The organism is Parvularcula marina (assembly GCF_003399445.1).
Taxonomy (GTDB): domain Bacteria; phylum Pseudomonadota; class Alphaproteobacteria; order Caulobacterales; family Parvularculaceae; genus Parvularcula; species Parvularcula marina.
In genome coordinates, this window is sequence record NZ_QUQO01000001.1 from 1,436,845 (window position 1) to 1,452,010 (window position 15,166).

The window sequence follows — 15,166 nt, forward strand, 5'->3', positions numbered from 1 at the left end:
TGCCCCTCCCCCGCGGCCCCGATCCTGCAAAGCCTGCCCTGGCCTGTGATGCCCGTCACCATTTTTGAACGTTGTTCATTGACATATGAACAGTGTTCAATTATCTCATGGGACGGGAAGAGAGGATGTGCAGCGTGACAAGAGTTTCGAAGACACAAGGTTTGACATCACAGGGCTCAAGCGAGCCAAATCAACGCCGCAAGGAGGCACGGTCCATGACCGCCACATTGAGATCCATCGCATTCAGGGCAAGCTACTGGCTGGCCTCCGCGTTTTTCGCGATCACGGCGCTGCCGCTCTTGCTGATCCCGCATCGCGGGCCGCTGATGGCGTGGATTCAGGCCTATACGAAGGTCATGGTGTGGAGCATGCGCCATATTGGCGGGATCCGGGTCCATGTCGCGGGCCGCGAAAACCTGCCCGATGGCCCCTGCATCATCGCCGCCAAACACCAGAGCTGGGGCGACGGCTTTGTCATGTTCGCCCATGTGCCGGATCTGGCCTTTGTCACGGGCGATCATCTGATGCGCTATCCCCTGCTCGGCCCGATCCTCAAGAAAATGGGCGCCATCGTTGTCGATAATTGCGGCGGCGCGGCCGCCCGCGGCCGGCTGGTCGCCAGCGAGCTGGAGAAGGCAAAATCGGCCGGCCGTTCGATCCTGATCTACCCTGAAGGACATCTTTCGCCTGTCGGCACCCAGCACCGCTACCGGAAGGGTGTCTTCCATCTTTACGAAAAATATGGTGTGCCCGTTGTGCCGGTGGCGACCGATCTGGGGCTGCGCTGGCCGCAGCAGGAGAAAAAGCTCCATCCCGGGCCATGCTCGGTCGAGTTCCTGCCGGCCATTGCTCCGGGTCTGGAGAAGGGGGAATTCATGGAGATGCTCGAGGGCAAGATTGAATCGCGCAGCCGTGCGCTGCTGCATGAGCAAGCCTTTAACGGCACCTGGCCGCATGCAAGGTCGGCTTCACTCGGTGGGGTCAATTGAGCAGTCTTTTCCTTGAGCGCCGCTTCTGGGCCCTGTGCGGGGCCCAGAATCTTGGCGCCTTTGCGGATAATGCGCTGAGACAGGCGACCATTCTCGCCATTTTCGGGGCCGCCGCTGCCGGCTACGGCACGGCGGATTTCTCGATGCCATGGGGCTGGGGCAATTATGCCGGCAGCATCGTCTCCATGGGCTTTACGATTTCTATACTGATCTTTTCTCCTCTGTCCGGACAGATCGCCGATCTGGTCGATAGAGACATCCTTGTCCGTAAACTGAAATTCATCGAACTGGCGTTGATGTCCTATGCGGCTCTTTGCTTTGCCATCGGCAATGGACCGCAACTTCTGTTCGCGCTTTTCCTGATGGGGACGCAGTCCGCCTTTTTTAGTCCCGTGCGGACCTCCCTGATGCCGCAATATTACCGCAAGGAAGAGCTGACGCTGGCGAACGGCGTATTCAATGCCGTCCTGTTTGTGGCCATCGTCTCTGGCCTTGGCATTGGCGGCGCGCTGATCCAGCTTGAAGGCGGCCGCATCATGATTTCCGGTCTGCTGGTCGTTGTTGCCGCATTAGGTGCCCTGTTTGCGACCCAATGCCCACCGGCCAAGGTTGATGGCAAGGAACGGCTTGACCTGAACCTGCCTGTCGTTGGTGTACGGCTTTTTGACCTTGCCCGCCTGCAGAGCGGCGTTCTTTATCCGATGCTCGGCATCGGTTGGTTCTGGATGATGAATGCGGCCAGCCTCGCCATCCTGCCCAACGTTGTCCGTGACAATCTGGAGGCGGGACTTGGCACGATCAATCTGTGCCTTGCCATTTCCGCGCTTGGCGCCGGGCTCGGCTCACTCGTTGCAGGGATCATTTTCGGACGCTTTCGAGACAGCCTGAATTTCGCAGGATGGGCAGCTGGAGCGAATGCCATAGCGTGGCTCATCGCTTGGGCAGTCCTCGGCGATTACCGCATCCCGGAGAGCGGGTTTGCGAGCTTTGCGAACGCGCCGCTAATCCTCATTCTGCTTGCCGCAGCCATGACCAACGGGATGTTCGTCGTCCCCCTGATGGCAGCCCTGCAATCACGTGCCCCCAATGATGTCCGTGCCAAGATCATGGGGGCGTCGAACATGACCAATGGCGGCCTTGCCACGCTGGCGGCCCTCGCGATTATCCCCTTCCTCGGGACGGGACTTTCACCTCATCATGTTTTCCTGATCTTCGCCGTCATGCAGGCCGGGCTTCTGTTCTTCATGTGGAAGCGAAAGGCCGCCATTCGAGAAGCCGCGAGGGGAGAGGACGAAGGCCTTCCCAACCCGCTGACCGAAGACATCATCACCCCGGCATTTTCGGAAAGCTCAAAGTAATTGTCCCAATCCGGGACAGGGACGGACATTACAGGGCTGTATAGTGTTGAAATTAACCTTTCATTTACATCCTATGCGGGAAACTTTTCACCCAAACACGGGTGCAACTGCGAATAACGACTCTGTTTCGAGAAATTCTATGCTAAAAGTTTAGATGCGTGTGGATATCTTCTTCTCCACATGACATCAGATGACATGGGCAGTGTCGGGTAGTTATTAACGTGACGGGTTTTCTCATCGCGAGTTTCGCAACAGCCGTCGCCGCATTGGCGGTGTTGGGCTATATGATGGTTCGCGCGCGCCGCGGGATCTGGTCGGTGACCTGTGACCTGCGCCGCTGCCTCGTCATCATCGGCCCTGAGCAGAATGACGAGACCTGCATCGCCCAGCGCCGGGCGCTTAAACCTCTTCTCATGCGCGTTCGCCATATCGGGATGAATGTGATCGAGCTTTATGGCTCGATGACGCCGCGCCGGAATGGCCGCCCGCTCGAATGGCTCGACAATGGCGCGCTGCGCCGCGCGCTCAAAGTCGGCAACGGCTTCTCTCTCATCTGCCTCGATGATGAATCCGAGATAATCCTGCGCAGCCAGAAACCGGTATCGGAAAACGCACTCTCCGAATTCATCGCCATGGAAGAGCCCATCGCCCTTCCCGCGCCTGACCCTGCGCCGGTCGTCACGATCGACGAAGACGACCATGACGAGGAAGCGCCTGCTGCCGCCTATCATTACCAGCGCAGTGTCAGCCTAGAGCCGGAAACCAGCTGGGGCCGCGTCGGCGTCCTCCGCTAAGTCGCGGAGGCAATTGGGCTTCCCCAATCGCGCGCATTGCGCCAGACCAGACTTTCAGGAAATTTCAGGAACGAACGGGCCCTCATGAAGCTTGACGACCTCGTGACCATCGCGCTTGCCGCCGGCAATGACATCATGGCGATCTACGACACCGATTTCGAAGCCGGTGAGAAGGATGACGGCTCGGCGATCACCGCCGCCGATGACGCCGCCGAGCGCACCATCCTGTCGCGTCTTGCCGAACTTTACCCGGACATCCCGGTTCTCGCCGAAGAATGCGCAAGCCGCGGGGAGATCCCCGAGCTTGGCGCACAGTTCTTCCTTGTCGATCCGCTCGACGGCACGCGCGAATTCGTGAACCGCACGGGCGAGTTCACCGTCAATATCGCGCTGATCGAGGATGGCGCGCCAGTCGCGGGCGTCGTCTTTGCCCCGGCCATGGGTCGCATCTGGGCAGGTAAAAAGGGCGTTGGCGCTTTTGTTCAGTCGGTCTCATCTGCCCCCTTCAGCCTTGAGGGCGCCCGCAGCCCGATTGAGGCGCGTCCCGTGCCCAAGCGCGGGCTGACGGCGGTCGCCAGCCGCAGCCACCGGTCAGCGGAAACAGAGACGCTCCTTAAAAATCTTGGGGCGGAGGATTTCAAGCCGGCGGGCTCGTCCCTTAAATTCTGCCTCGTTGCCGAGGGCGAAGCGGATGTCTATCCGCGCCTTGGCCGGACGATGGAATGGGACACCGGCGCAGGCCAGGCTGTGCTGGAAGCCGCTGGCGGCAGCGTGCATGAAATGGACGGCATGGATGAAGGCGCGCCTTTGCGCTATTCAAAGGCGACGCGCGGCTATGACAATCCGCATTTCATCGCCTGGGGCTGCAGAAGCGGAGACTGAGCATGATGCGGCTGCCGCAGATCCTCGTCATCGGCGCACAGAAATCCGGCACGACCTGGATGGCCCGCTATTTCGACCAGCACCCGGATGTGTTCATTCCGCCGGGGGAAGTCGATTATTTCTGCGACCCTGAAAAAGCCGCCCAGCCGATTGAGTGGTATGCGTCCCAATTCGACGGCGCAAGCGAGGGCCAGATCCTCGCGGACAAATCGCCAGGCTATCTTTATACGAACTCGCCCAAAGACTTCACTGGCGACATCCCGGCCAAGATGCATGCCCTCTTGCCAGAGGCCAAATTGCTGATCGCCTTGCGCGAGCCCGTCTCGCGGCTGATCTCCGCGCTCAATCACCATATTGAGCGGTTGCGGATTTCTCCCGATGAGGATTTCGATGCCATCCTGCTCGGCGCCCGAAAGGATGAAGGCACGCCCTATGGCTTTCTCGAGCGCGGACTTTATGCGCGCCAGATCGAATCCTTCCTTGAATTTTATCCGCGTGAGCAGATGCGGATTTTTCTTTATGAGGATGATATCGCCGCAAGGCCCGAAGAGACGATCCGGGATCTGACCGACTTTGTCGGCATCGCGCCGCAGATTGACAGCTCCGTCAACAGCCGCGCTAACCGGCGGATGAACACGAAATTTGCTCAGCGTCTGAATCACAAGCTGCCAGCACTGCGTCCGCTGATCGCTGCTGTCGACCGGATGATGCCGCGCGCCGCGCCCTTCCGTCCGTCAGAAGCCTGCATGAAAGAGCTTTATGCCTATTACGCGCCCGAGATCGACCGGCTCGAAGAGCTGATCGGGCGGGATCTTTCAACCTGGCGCAAAAAGGCGGCCCATGGATAAACCGCAGACGGACATAAGGGAGAAGATCAGGGCCGAAGCCCTCGCCCTTGGGTTCGATGTCTGCCGGTTTACTCCCGCCCATCTGCCCGAGCGGATCGGACAGCATCTTCAGACCGCGATTGCTGATGGCCATCACGGCACGATGGATTGGCTCGCGACCCGGACCGATGAACGCAGCCAGCCGCAGACCCTGTGGGAAGGCGCAAAAACCGTCATCATGCTGGGGGTGAATTACGGCCCGGAAGACGATCCGCTGGCACGCCTTGAATGGCGCGACCGGGGTAATATCTCCGTCTACGCCCAGAATGAAGATTATCACGACATCATCAAGAAGCGCCTGAAACAATTGGGGCGTTGGCTGGGTCATGAATTTGAGACGGAGCTGAAAGTCTTTGTCGACACCGCGCCCGTTGCGGAAAAACCGCTGGCCGCGCAGGCAGGGCTCGGCTGGCAGGGCAAGCACACTAACCTTGTCAGCCGGGAATTTGGGTCCTGGCTGTTTCTTGGCGCGATCTATACGGCGCTTGAGTTGCCCGGCGATGAACCGGAGACGGATCATTGCGGCTCCTGCCGGGCCTGTCTTGATATCTGCCCGACGGATGCTTTCCCTGCGCCCTATCGCCTCGATGCACGTGCCTGCATTAGCTATCTGACGATTGAGCATAAAGAACCGATCCCGGAACAATACCGCGCAAAGATGGGCAACCGGATCTATGGCTGTGATGACTGTCTTACGGTCTGTCCGTGGAACAAATTCGCCGCCGAGGCACGCGAAGCAAAGCTGATCGCGCGGGAGGAATTGCGCGCGCCGACGTTGGCGGAATTATCGACCCTTGATGATGAGGTCTTCCGCGCCCTCTTCCGCAAATCTCCCATCAAGCGCATCGGCCGCGACCGGTTCATCCGTAACGTGATGATTGCGATGGGGAATTCTGGCGACACTTCCCTCCTCTCCGCCATCGAAGCGCGGCTTTCCGATCCCTCTCCGCTGGTGCGCGGCATGGCGGTCTGGGCATGGGCGCAGCTTGGCGGCGCGGCGGAACGGCTGCATAAGCTCCGCGAGAATGAAGAAGAGCCGCATGTGCGCGCCGAACTGGAAACGGCCCTCAAATGACCTTGCTTGAACTGGCCGACGCGATTGGCGTTTTTGTCTTTGCCCTGTCGGGCGGGCTTGCCGCCTCGCGCCAGAAGATGGATCTGTTCGGGATCGGCGTTGTCTCGCTCCTGCCTGCCATCGGTGGCGGCACGCTTCGCGACCTCCTCCTCAACCGCGAAGTCTTCTGGCTGAATGAGCCGGAGACGATCCTGATTGCGCTTGCCGCCGCTGTGCCCGCTTTCCTGCTCGGGCAGCGGATCGCGCGGTTCAAAACGCTGCTGTGGTTTGATGCGGCGGGCATGGCGCTCTTCGCAGTGACCGGCGCGGCGGTCGCGATGGATGCAGGTTATGGCCCGCTGATTATCATAATGATGGGGACAATGACGGCGAGCTTCGGCGGCCTCCTCCGCGATATCGTCTGTAACGAGATTCCGCTGATCCTGCGCGAGGATATCTATGCCACTGCCGCGCTGATTGGGGCGGCAGCCTTCTGGGGCCTGACCGAGCTCGGCCTGCCCGCGCCTATCCCATTCTTTGCCGGTGCCGCTGTCGCATTCGGCATTCGCGCCTTTGTGCTGATCATGCGGGATATCCGCCCGCGCTTTTCCCGTGCAGAACTGCCCGGCCATCGTGAGGATTAGTCAGCAGACGGCCATTCCTCCCGTGCGCCGATGACATAGCGAGGCCCCGTGCCGCGCCGCCCGGCCCTGTCTTGCGGATTGTAGATCGCGCATTTCTTGAGCGAGAGGCAGCCGCAGCCGATACAGCCATCAAGATTATCCCGCAGGCGGCCAAGCACCGTGATCCGCCGGTCAAGATCGGCGCGGAAGGCGCGGCTCATCTTAGACCAGTCCTCTTTGGTCGGATTGCGCCCTTCCGGCAGGGCATCAAGCTTTTCCTTTATCTCCTCGATCGTCAGGCCGATCTGCTGGGCGATCAGCACAAAGGAGAGCCGCCTGATATCGGATCGCCGGAACCGTCTTTGCCCGCCCGAATTGCGCAAGGGAAAGAGCAGCCCCTTCGCCTCATAAAACCTGATCGCTGAGACGCTGACCCCGACCCGTTCGGCGAGCTGCCCGATCGTCAGATCATCCATGCTTTAGCTCCTCAAAAAAATCTCTTGACCTCAACTTAAGTTGAGGTCGTAGGCCGAAAGAATTGCAGGATCAACTTTGCCCCGGCGGGGCGACGCAGAAGGAGTAAGACACATGAAAATCGGCATGCTGGAGCACATCAATCTGACGGTCAGTGACCCCGACCGGACCGCGCGGCGGCTCTGCGCCCTCTTTGGGTGGCGCGTCAGGTGGCAGGGCCCATCCATCAGCAAGGGCTATACGGTGCATGTCGGCGCCGGGAACCAGTATATTGCTCTTTACACACATGAAGGAACCGGCGCACCGCGTCAGACCAGCTATGACACCAAAGGCGGGCTCAACCATATTGGCATCGTGGTCGATGACCTTGATGCGACCGAGGAGCATGTCCTTGCGACAGGTTATGAAACCTATTCGCATGGGGATTATGAACCCGGACGGCGGTTCTATTATCGCGACGAGGACGGCATCGAAATCGAAGTCGTCTCCTATGCGAGGGTTCCGGCATGAAGCTGAACCAGGTGACCGTCACGGTCGATAACATGGATGCGGCCATTGCGTTCTATGAACGGCTCGGCATGACCCTGATCGTTCATACCCATGAGCGCTATGCCCGGTTCGAGCTGCCCGGCGGGGAGACATTTTCCTTACATCTCGGAGACCGTCCGGGGACAGACGGCCCTGCACTCTATTTCGAGGTCGAGAATGTCGACACCGAATATGACCGCCTGCGCCGAGCGGGGATTGAGTTTGACACTGAACCCGTCACCCAAAGCTGGTTATGGCGGGAGGCATGGTTTTCCGACCCCGCAGGCAACCGGCTTTGTCTTTATCGCGCAGGTGAGAACCGGCGCTTTCCTCCCTGGCGAAAGAAAGGCTAGGACAAGCGCCATCCGGCAGCCAGATGAGGCAGGTACATGAATTCAGGTCTCGATGCAGCCTTTAACGAGGCGACACAATGGCGAGAAGAAGCGCTTCTCCTGCGCAAGATCCTCCTTGAAGGAGATGTCCGTGAGGAGAAGAAATGGGGCAAGCCCTGCTACACCCATGACGGCCGGAACATTGTCATCATCCAGCGTTTCAAGGATTTCCTTGCGCTGCTCTTCTTCAAGGGCGCGCTCCTGAAAGATCCTGACGGACTGCTTGAGCCCCAAGGGCCGAACTCGCGAGAGGGATACAGGATGTGTTTCCGGTGCGTCGATGAGGTCACGGCCGCAAAAGACAGTATCAGGAGCTATCTGAAAGAGGCGATCAAGATCGCCGATGCCGGGCTGAAGGTTGAGGAGCCTGGTGCGCCTGACCTGCCATCAGAACTCATCGATGCATTTGATGACGATCCAGACCTGCGGGCGGCGTTCGAGGCCCTGACGCCGGGACGGCAACGCGGCTACTGCCTTTATTTCTCCGATGCCAAACAATCCTCGACCCGCGCCTCAAGGATCGAGAAATCAAGAGACAAAATCTTCGCCGGCAAGGGCATTCACGACAGGTAGGCGGGAGCCCCGTCAGTGCCGACCGCGGCGCAGGCGTTCGGTGAAATCGATGATGACGGCGCCCGAGAGCCCGAGCAGTAACAGTCCGTTGGCAGAAGCCGCGCCCGTCAGGAGGCGCCAATCGACCGGCGCGAGAATGTCACCGAAGCCCAGCGTCGTATAGGTGACCATCGAGAAATAGAGCGCTTCTTCGAGCGTCTGGCTGATGCCTGTCTCGAGATAGAGTGCGGCCCACATCCACATTGAGCCGATATGCGCGGCAAACAGCCAGAGCGAGATCAGCACCAGACGGAACGTATCGGACGCAATCCCGCGCAGGCCCTCATGATTGGTCACCGGCCGGAGTATTTTCCGGCCAAAGACGATCATCACCGCATGAAGGAAGGTCGTCGCACCGATCAGTGCGAAGGCAAGACCGAACTGGATCCATATCTGGTGGGTCATGCCTCCCCCTCACCCGCTAAACACACTGCGCGCGTGCCGATGTGGTAGATAAACAAGCCCAATGCCCCCGGCCCGAGCAACATCAGTAACTGCGCACGCAGACCGTCGAATAATGGCGAGTACGGAAAGATCAGATAGAGGGCAATCACGCAGACATAGAGGCCTAGTGAAAGGCCCAGTGCCACATCCCACGTCGAACTCGAAAGGCGGAGAGCAATGCCACAATGCCGACACTGAAACTGTGTCCCCGGCATCATCAACCCGCTATTGCGGGATGACAGCCGGGAATATTCGATTGCGGTCTGTTCGCAGTCAGGACACTGATGCCGTGATGCGCCGGAGAGTGTCGAAGAATTGCTGATCTTCTGCTCAAAATCTGACATCCGGTGAGACCTGCTCTTCCGGATGCGTGAAGCTTCTTCCTTGAAGAAGTCCTCGACGGATGGTTCGTCCTTGTCTGACATCCCCACCCCCCAAGTGTCGGATTACCGCGGTGCGAGCACCATCATCATCTGGCGGCCTTCGAGTTTCGGCAAAGCCTCGACCTTGGTGGTCGCCTCGAAATCTTCCTGCACGCGTTTGAGAAGTTCCATGCCACGTTCCTGGTGCGCCATCTCGCGGCCCCGGAAGCGAAGCGTGACCTTCACTTTGTCGCCATCTTCGAAGAAACGACGCATGGCCTTGGTTTTCACCTCATAGTCATGCTGGTCGATATTCGGGCGCATCTTGATCTCTTTGATCTCGACGACCTTCTGCTTCTTCTTGGCTTCAGCTTTTTTCTTCTGCTGCTGATATTTGAATTTGCCGTAGTCCATCACCTTGCAGACAGGGACATCGCCGGGAGCAACTTCGACGAGGTCAAGTTTCGCTTCAGCAGCGAGATCGAGAGCTTCCTCGACCGGCATCGGGCCCCGTTTTTCGCCATCGTCTGCGATGACAAGCACCTGAGCGGCCCGGATATTCTCATTCATACGTGGCCCCGTCTGTTTCGGCGGGGTCATGCTCATAGGTCTGCGCGCGATGATGTTCTCCTTTCAAATCGGCGAAGTAGGCGCCTGCCAGACCGGAGCGTCAGCAACGGATCACGACTCGGCGCCTTCGTTAAATATAGCCGAGGCGTCGTTACAGTTCAATTGACTGGAGTCGTGCAAATGTCCGGGCGATTAGGCGTGCACGCGTTGGGCGCTGCTGGGCCGGGCCTCGGAGACAAGCCGCATATTGGCCAGCATGGAGATGACCATGTCCGGACCAAGGCTCGCCACATCTTGAGACGTCAGCTTGATGACGTCGCGACCGAACAGGGCATCCGATTCCGCTGACTCGCTCGAATGCAGCAGCACAACGCCCGGGCAGCCCAGCGACAGGCAGAGATGCAGCGTGTCGGACGAACCGGCGACGAAGAACTGGCTTTCCTTTGCCAGCATGGCGAGCTGGGCGAGGTCGGTCTTGCCGGTGAGATCGATGACGGAGTTCCGCGCGGCATTGCGGCCATGCGGGCTCGATGCATTGACGACAGCTTGCGCAAATTCGGTGAGGTGCTGACCGCCGAGGATCACCGAGAGGACGCCGCGCGCGGCAAGCGTCTGGGCAATCGAGGCATAGCATTCCGCAGGCCAGCGATTAAGCGGATCATCCGCCGGCAGGAACAGCGCAAACGGCCCTGAAATGCCGAACCATGACGGCTGCATGTTCGCCGCATCCTTGCGGCCATTCAGCGCCCAGCGAAGGTCCGGCAGGCGTTGCTCGGTCGGCACTTTCGCATCGGCCATCATCTTGCGGATCGAGGCCGCCGGAAAAGCCTGGCTGACCCGACCGCCCTTGGAGAGCACCCGTTTCGGGCCGATCCAGCGCGGACCGCGGAAACCGGTCATCGCGCCTTTAAGATCCATGGTCGCCCGCGTGCCGTCGAGGTCATAGACCTGCTCATAGCCAATGCGCTTGAGCTGGCTGACGAGTTCTTTGAGCTGATGACGCTCGGCAAAGCTGCCAGCGGCGAGGACGCGATCGAAATAAGGGGAACCTTTGGCAAGGCGGCCAAAGGCCGGGGTCGTCAGAAGATCGACCGGCACGCCGGGGTTATCCCGGCGGATCGCAGCAAAGGCAGGCTCCGCATCAACAAATTCCCGGAGACATTCTTGTTTTATGACGAGAATTCGCGCGCCAGCCATACTCACTCAGATCCTTGCCCTTGGATTAACCGTTTATAAACACAAAGAGTGGCCGCCGTCATCGCCTCGGTGGAAAATAGCGAGACGGCCCGCGCCCGCGCAGCCGCGGAAATGCTCGATTTCGCGTCTTTTCGCAGGTGCATGAAATTGTGGAGAGCTTGGGCAAGAGCATCCGCATCGCCCGGCGGGGTCAGCCAGCCCGTCTCCCCGTCCGCAATGGTTTCAAGCGCCCCGCCATGGGCGGAAGCGATAACGGGGGTGCCCATGGCTTGGGATTCGACCGCCACTCGCCCGAAGGCTTCGGGGCGGGTTGAGGCCGAGACCGTGACATCGGCCCAGTCATAGGCCGCGGGCATATCATCCCAGTGACCATGAATGTGGACCGCGTGCGTCAATCCCAGTTCCTCCGTCAGCGCTCTTAAATGCGCTTCATATTCATCGCGTCCCTGGGCCGAACCGGTCAGCACAACCCGAAAGGGAACAGCTCCCTCCCTCTTCTGCAAAGTGAATGCCGCGTTAAGCAGAACCTCCTGTCCTTTCCATTCGGTGAGCCGTCCAGGGAGGAGAATGCGAAGCGCCTCCGCGCCCCCAAAAGCGGCGAGCGCGGCGGCCTTACGATCTGCCGTCAGCGCATCCGGATCAAATCGGGAGAGATCCGCCCCGCGCGGGATGGTGATGAAGTGGTCCTCGTCGGGGAACCATTTCTTCTCGCCATAGGCGTCACGGACGGCAGCGGCGGTATAGTCAGAATTGGCGATCACCGCGTCACCGCGCGCCATCACCGAATTATACAGCCGCTTGAGCGAGGACTTCGCCCAGTAGATGCCGTGATAGGTCGTCACATATTTGATGCCGGTCTTGCGTGCTGCCTGAAAGGCCGACCAGGCAGGCGCCCGCGAGCGGGCATGGATGATCGAGACGCCCTCGTCGGTGATCAGCTTTGCGAGCGCCTGCCCATTGGCGGCGATCAGCATCGGGTTCTTCGAGCTGACCGGCATCTCGATATGGGTCGAGCCGTCGCGGGTCAGCTCTTGGGTCATCGGCCCGCCTTCGGAGACGACGAGAGAGCGCCCGCCTGCCGCGACAATCGCCTTGCCGACTTCGAGCGTCGTGCGCTCGGCCCCGCCTGTCTCAAGCTGAGGGATGATCTGAAGGATGGTGACCCCGGAGAGGTCAGGAGTGGAATTTACCATGAAGCGTGCGGTAGAGGGGGAAGTGATGAACGACAAGACACCACCTGCCCGCTTCACCCAAGGTCCCAATGGCCGGATCGCCTTTCTCTCCCGTGAAGGACGGGGGCCGGGGCTCCTCTGGCTGGGCGGCTATGCCTCCGACATGCGCGGCACCAAGGCTGAAGCCGTGGATCAATGGGCCGCCGAAAAGGGCGTTGCCTATACGCGGTTCGATTATTCCGGCCACGGCGAAAGTGACGGCGATTTCGAGGACGGCACGATCAGCGCCTGGACCGCCGATGCGGCCCATGTGCTCGCCGAGGCGGACGGCCCGCAGATCCTGATCGGCTCGTCCATGGGCGGCTGGGTCGCGGGGCTCCTTCTGCGCCAGAGCCCCGAGAAGATTGCCGGCATGGTGCTGATCAATCCGGCCCCTGATTTTGCGACCGAGCTGACGCCGAAACAATGGCCCGAGGAAATGTGGGACACCCTTCAGCGGGAGGGGCGGCTCGAAATCCCCTCAGAGTTCGATGATTTCGTGATGGTCTATACCAAGGCCATGTTCGATGACGGCGAGAAGCAACGTGTGCTCGACAAGCCCCTGAAGGCCGACTGCCCGATCCGCATGCTGTCAGGCATGGAGGATGATGTCGTCCCCTTCCCGCATGTCATTCGCTATGCGGATCATATTGAGGGCGAAGACATCACCGTCACCCTGATCAAAAGCGGCGATCACCGCCTGTCGACGGAGGCGGATATTGCGCGGCTGCTCGACACGATCGGGGAGCTGGTGGGGTGAATTTTGGTAGCACCAGATGTCTCTGGTAACCTTGATTAGATTTTAGCGAGAAGAGCTTTTCCTTAGTTAGACTAAATTTCGCTTAGATCACCCGGAGGAACTTTTGCCTGGATATAATCACTATAGCGATTGCACTTGTGGGTGGTGCGTAAAGACCCGCGGAAGAAGTACTCCAAAGTCGGTAATAAGAGCATTTTTAGCAGAAAGAGATGCCGAAAGATTACTCAACGAGAATGGTGCCAATCGCTATCCTTCATCATGCTTCGTAATTCCTAATGCAACTTGCCCTGTTTGTGGTGCAGTGGTTTATTTTTATAGCAATTCTAATGGTAGCCGAGTCTTTTTTGATGATCTCGGGCCACCTTGGCCGAAACATCCCTGCACAGACAACCCAAAGAAAAATATACACATCAGCGAGAATTCATATCCGAAAATTGTGCCTAGGCTTCGCGGAATAAAATCTGAGCTAATTGAAGCGGCAACAACCTTAGGCATTTTACAGAAAGGCATCAATCAAACGCCAGGTGAAATATGGCGTCTTCTCATAATTGAGAAAATTGACCGTATGGGTTGGAAAAATCAAATAGTTGGTCGAGTGCTCGACGACGAAAGGGAGATTCTTGTCTCCTTCAATTTTACATCTTCAAAAGAATTGGTACACGTTGGTGATTTCCTCTCAATCAGCTTCACGATGGTTTCAATTGTCGATCCAGCTGCGCTTTCCGAGAAAAAATACAAATTATTCGACCTTATTGTGGAGAAGAATTTGTAGTGACTTCAAAAATCTCTTTTCATAGATATCCGAATTTCCTGAGCGCAACCAAGAATCACTTACGCAACAATCTTCTACGATAAGACACCAAATGACCAAACCGCTCACCAATCCGACCCTGTCGCCGCCGCTGACCGATATCTGGTATTTCGCGGCGCCCTCCGCCGAGATCAGGCGCGGGACCATGGAGCGGCGCTTTTATCTCGGGCGGCCGGTCGTCCTTGGCCGGACGAAAGACGGGCGCGCATTTGCCCTGCATGATGTCTGCGCCCACCGTGCCGCGCCTTTGTCTGCCGGGCGGCAGGTGACAGAGGGGGGCCGCGAATGCGTTGAGTGCCCCTATCATGGCTGGCGGTTCGAGGTGGAGACCGGCACATGCGCAAAGATCCCCGCCCTCTCGGAACGCGAGGATTTCGCCACCAGGAAGATCCGCACGCCGAATTATCCGATCCATGAGGAAAAAGGCCTGATCTGGATCTATATCCCGGCCGACATCAAGAAATTCGAGGGCGAGCCTGTGACCCCCGCCCCGCGCCTACCGGACGGAATTCCGGGTGCCGCGCCCAAAATGGTGATCCACGCCCATGCGGAAGGGCCCTATGACGAGGCAGTCATCGGCCTTGTCGATCCGGCGCATACGCCCTTTGTCCATCAGCAATGGTTCTGGCGGCGGCCGGATGGCGCCTCCGAGAAGACCAAGGATTATGAGCCGACAGAGCTTGGCTTTCGCATGAAGCCGCACCGGCCGTCCTCGAATGGCCGGGCCTATAAGCTGATCGGGGGCGCGGCCACAACGGAAATCGAGTTCCGCCTGCCCGCCATGCGGCTTGAGATCATCCGTAACGAGAAATATACGATCCTCGGCCTGACCAACATCACCCCGACCGAAGAAGGCAAATCCCTCATCACCCAGATGTTCTTCTGGGACATGCCGCTGCTGACTATGATCAAGCCCTTTGCCTATCCGCTGGCGCGGACGTTCCTTGGGCAGGACGGCAAGATCCTCCGTCAGCAGAATGAGAATATCGAGCTTGAGAACCCCAAAATGCTCTATGCGGGCGATCCTGACCGGCTGGCGCAATGGTATGTAAAGCTCAAGCGGACCTATGGCGAGATGGGCGGCGCGGATTTCGTGAACCCGCTGGAGCCTGCGATCCTCCATTGGCGAACGTGAGGGCTCTCACCTCTCCCTCGGAGGAGGGAGAGGTCGAAGGTCAGCTTACTGACCTTCGGGTGAGGGTTTCCATCAACCGCCCT

General features: G+C 58.9%; 19 protein-coding genes. 13 read left to right on the forward strand and 6 right to left on the reverse strand.

From position 1 onward, the window contains the following. Positions 1-215: 215 nt before the first annotated feature. The 7 genes from DX908_RS06755 to DX908_RS06785 all read left to right on the forward strand — a co-directional run bounded on the left by DX908_RS06755 (position 216) and on the right by DX908_RS06785 (position 6,608). Entirely contained in the window at positions 216-989 is a 774-nt protein-coding gene (locus DX908_RS06755) for a lysophospholipid acyltransferase family protein (RefSeq protein ID WP_199564620.1), read from the forward strand. Further along, positions 986-2,347, forward strand: a complete 1,362-nt coding sequence (locus tag DX908_RS06760) for an MFS transporter (RefSeq protein WP_116391647.1) — start codon at positions 986-988, stop codon at positions 2,345-2,347. Before DX908_RS06755 ends, DX908_RS06760 begins: the two co-directional genes overlap by 4 nt. 221 nt (positions 2,348-2,568) lie before the next feature. Beyond that, on the forward strand, positions 2,569-3,141 hold the full coding sequence (locus DX908_RS06765) for a hypothetical protein (RefSeq protein WP_116391648.1): 573 nt from the start codon (positions 2,569-2,571) through the stop codon (positions 3,139-3,141). Positions 3,142-3,225: 84 nt separating this feature from the next. Beyond that, entirely contained in the window at positions 3,226-4,023 is a 798-nt protein-coding gene (gene cysQ / locus DX908_RS06770) for a 3'(2'),5'-bisphosphate nucleotidase CysQ (RefSeq protein WP_116391649.1), read from the forward strand. A gap of 2 nt (positions 4,024-4,025) precedes the next feature. Then, the gene (locus tag DX908_RS06775; RefSeq protein ID WP_116391650.1) at positions 4,026-4,871 is read left to right on the forward strand and encodes a sulfotransferase family protein; all 846 of its coding nucleotides are present in this window, start codon (positions 4,026-4,028) and stop codon (positions 4,869-4,871) included. Beyond that, entirely contained in the window at positions 4,864-5,985 is a 1,122-nt protein-coding gene (queG, locus tag DX908_RS06780; protein ID WP_116391651.1) for a tRNA epoxyqueuosine(34) reductase QueG, read from the forward strand. The genes DX908_RS06775 and queG overlap by 8 nt, the downstream gene beginning before the upstream one ends. Further along, positions 5,982-6,608, forward strand: coding sequence for a trimeric intracellular cation channel family protein (locus DX908_RS06785; protein ID WP_116391652.1), 627 nt, complete (start codon positions 5,982-5,984; stop codon positions 6,606-6,608). The genes queG and DX908_RS06785 overlap by 4 nt, the downstream gene beginning before the upstream one ends. Here DX908_RS06785 and soxR read toward each other — a convergent pair. Next, on the reverse strand, positions 6,605-7,063 hold the full coding sequence (gene soxR, locus DX908_RS06790) for a redox-sensitive transcriptional activator SoxR (RefSeq protein ID WP_116391653.1): 459 nt from the start codon (positions 7,061-7,063) through the stop codon (positions 6,605-6,607). The two genes, DX908_RS06785 and soxR, sit on opposite strands and share 4 nt — an antisense overlap. A gap of 112 nt (positions 7,064-7,175) precedes the next feature. On the opposite strand from soxR, the gene DX908_RS06795 reads away from it, so the two are divergent. Genes DX908_RS06795 through DX908_RS06805 form a run of 3 tightly spaced genes read left to right on the forward strand, consistent with a single transcriptional unit; the run spans position 7,176 to position 8,554 of the window. Beyond that, positions 7,176-7,571, forward strand: coding sequence for a VOC family protein (locus tag DX908_RS06795; protein WP_116391654.1), 396 nt, complete (start codon positions 7,176-7,178; stop codon positions 7,569-7,571). Next, complete coding sequence (locus DX908_RS06800) at positions 7,568-7,942, forward strand: VOC family protein (RefSeq protein WP_116391655.1); 375 nt, start codon at positions 7,568-7,570, stop codon at positions 7,940-7,942. The genes DX908_RS06795 and DX908_RS06800 overlap by 4 nt, the downstream gene beginning before the upstream one ends. Before the next feature lie 36 nt (positions 7,943-7,978). After that, positions 7,979-8,554, forward strand: a complete 576-nt coding sequence (locus tag DX908_RS06805; RefSeq protein ID WP_116391656.1) for a YdeI/OmpD-associated family protein — start codon at positions 7,979-7,981, stop codon at positions 8,552-8,554. A 12-nt stretch (positions 8,555-8,566) separates the two neighbouring features. Here DX908_RS06805 and DX908_RS06810 read toward each other — a convergent pair whose 3' ends face one another. The 5 genes from DX908_RS06810 to DX908_RS06830 form a co-directional block, all read right to left on the reverse strand. Then, positions 8,567-8,998 (reverse strand): ion channel, encoded by a 432-nt coding sequence (locus DX908_RS06810; protein ID WP_199564622.1) that lies wholly within the window; start codon positions 8,996-8,998, stop codon positions 8,567-8,569. Further along, complete coding sequence (locus DX908_RS06815) at positions 8,995-9,462, reverse strand: hypothetical protein (protein ID WP_116391657.1); 468 nt, start codon at positions 9,460-9,462, stop codon at positions 8,995-8,997. The genes DX908_RS06810 and DX908_RS06815 overlap by 4 nt, the downstream gene beginning before the upstream one ends. Positions 9,463-9,483: 21 nt before the next feature. Next, complete coding sequence (gene infC, locus DX908_RS06820) at positions 9,484-10,005, reverse strand: translation initiation factor IF-3 (protein WP_116391658.1); 522 nt, start codon at positions 10,003-10,005, stop codon at positions 9,484-9,486. A gap of 156 nt (positions 10,006-10,161) precedes the next feature. Next, a complete protein-coding gene (locus DX908_RS06825) occupies positions 10,162-11,166 on the reverse strand; it encodes a glycosyltransferase family 9 protein (RefSeq protein WP_116391659.1) in 1,005 nt (334 codons plus the stop codon). A gap of 2 nt (positions 11,167-11,168) precedes the next feature. After that, on the reverse strand, positions 11,169-12,359 hold the full coding sequence (locus DX908_RS06830; protein WP_116391660.1) for a glycosyltransferase family 4 protein: 1,191 nt from the start codon (positions 12,357-12,359) through the stop codon (positions 11,169-11,171). On the opposite strand from DX908_RS06830, the gene DX908_RS06835 reads away from it, so the two are divergent. The 3 genes from DX908_RS06835 to DX908_RS06845 all read left to right on the forward strand — a co-directional run bounded on the left by DX908_RS06835 (position 12,358) and on the right by DX908_RS06845 (position 15,083). Further along, complete coding sequence (locus tag DX908_RS06835) at positions 12,358-13,137, forward strand: alpha/beta hydrolase (protein ID WP_158548562.1); 780 nt, start codon at positions 12,358-12,360, stop codon at positions 13,135-13,137. The genes DX908_RS06830 and DX908_RS06835 overlap by 2 nt on opposite strands. 103 nt (positions 13,138-13,240) lie before the next feature. After that, positions 13,241-13,909, forward strand: a complete 669-nt coding sequence (locus DX908_RS16155) for a hypothetical protein (RefSeq protein WP_147303743.1) — start codon at positions 13,241-13,243, stop codon at positions 13,907-13,909. 91 nt (positions 13,910-14,000) lie between these two features. Continuing rightward, on the forward strand, positions 14,001-15,083 hold the full coding sequence (locus DX908_RS06845) for a Rieske 2Fe-2S domain-containing protein (RefSeq protein ID WP_116391663.1): 1,083 nt from the start codon (positions 14,001-14,003) through the stop codon (positions 15,081-15,083). Positions 15,084-15,166 lie beyond the last annotated feature (83 nt).

Bases quoted from the DNA above. Each gene is read 5' to 3' on its own strand.
- DX908_RS06755 (WP_199564620.1), top strand. From the start codon at position 216: ATGACCGCCACATTGAGATCCATCGCATTCAGGGCAAGCTACTGGCTG.
- cysQ (WP_116391649.1), top strand. From the start codon at position 3,226: ATGAAGCTTGACGACCTCGTGACCATCGCGCTTGCCGCCGGCAATGAC.
- DX908_RS06775 (WP_116391650.1), top strand. From the start codon at position 4,026: ATGATGCGGCTGCCGCAGATCCTCGTCATCGGCGCACAGAAATCCGGC.
- queG (WP_116391651.1), top strand. From the start codon at position 4,864: ATGGATAAACCGCAGACGGACATAAGGGAGAAGATCAGGGCCGAAGCC.
- DX908_RS06785 (WP_116391652.1), top strand. From the start codon at position 5,982: ATGACCTTGCTTGAACTGGCCGACGCGATTGGCGTTTTTGTCTTTGCC.
- soxR (WP_116391653.1), bottom strand. From the start codon at position 7,063: ATGGATGATCTGACGATCGGGCAGCTCGCCGAACGGGTCGGGGTCAGC.
- DX908_RS06795 (WP_116391654.1), top strand. From the start codon at position 7,176: ATGAAAATCGGCATGCTGGAGCACATCAATCTGACGGTCAGTGACCCC.
- DX908_RS06800 (WP_116391655.1), top strand. From the start codon at position 7,568: ATGAAGCTGAACCAGGTGACCGTCACGGTCGATAACATGGATGCGGCC.
- DX908_RS06805 (WP_116391656.1), top strand. From the start codon at position 7,979: ATGAATTCAGGTCTCGATGCAGCCTTTAACGAGGCGACACAATGGCGA.
- DX908_RS06810 (WP_199564622.1), bottom strand. From the start codon at position 8,998: ATGACCCACCAGATATGGATCCAGTTCGGTCTTGCCTTCGCACTGATC.
- DX908_RS06815 (WP_116391657.1), bottom strand. From the start codon at position 9,462: ATGTCAGACAAGGACGAACCATCCGTCGAGGACTTCTTCAAGGAAGAA.
- infC (WP_116391658.1), bottom strand. From the start codon at position 10,005: ATGAGCATGACCCCGCCGAAACAGACGGGGCCACGTATGAATGAGAAT.
- DX908_RS06825 (WP_116391659.1), bottom strand. From the start codon at position 11,166: ATGGCTGGCGCGCGAATTCTCGTCATAAAACAAGAATGTCTCCGGGAA.
- DX908_RS06835 (WP_158548562.1), top strand. From the start codon at position 12,358: ATGAAGCGTGCGGTAGAGGGGGAAGTGATGAACGACAAGACACCACCT.
- DX908_RS06830 (WP_116391660.1), bottom strand. From the start codon at position 12,359: ATGGTAAATTCCACTCCTGACCTCTCCGGGGTCACCATCCTTCAGATC.
- DX908_RS06845 (WP_116391663.1), top strand. From the start codon at position 14,001: ATGACCAAACCGCTCACCAATCCGACCCTGTCGCCGCCGCTGACCGAT.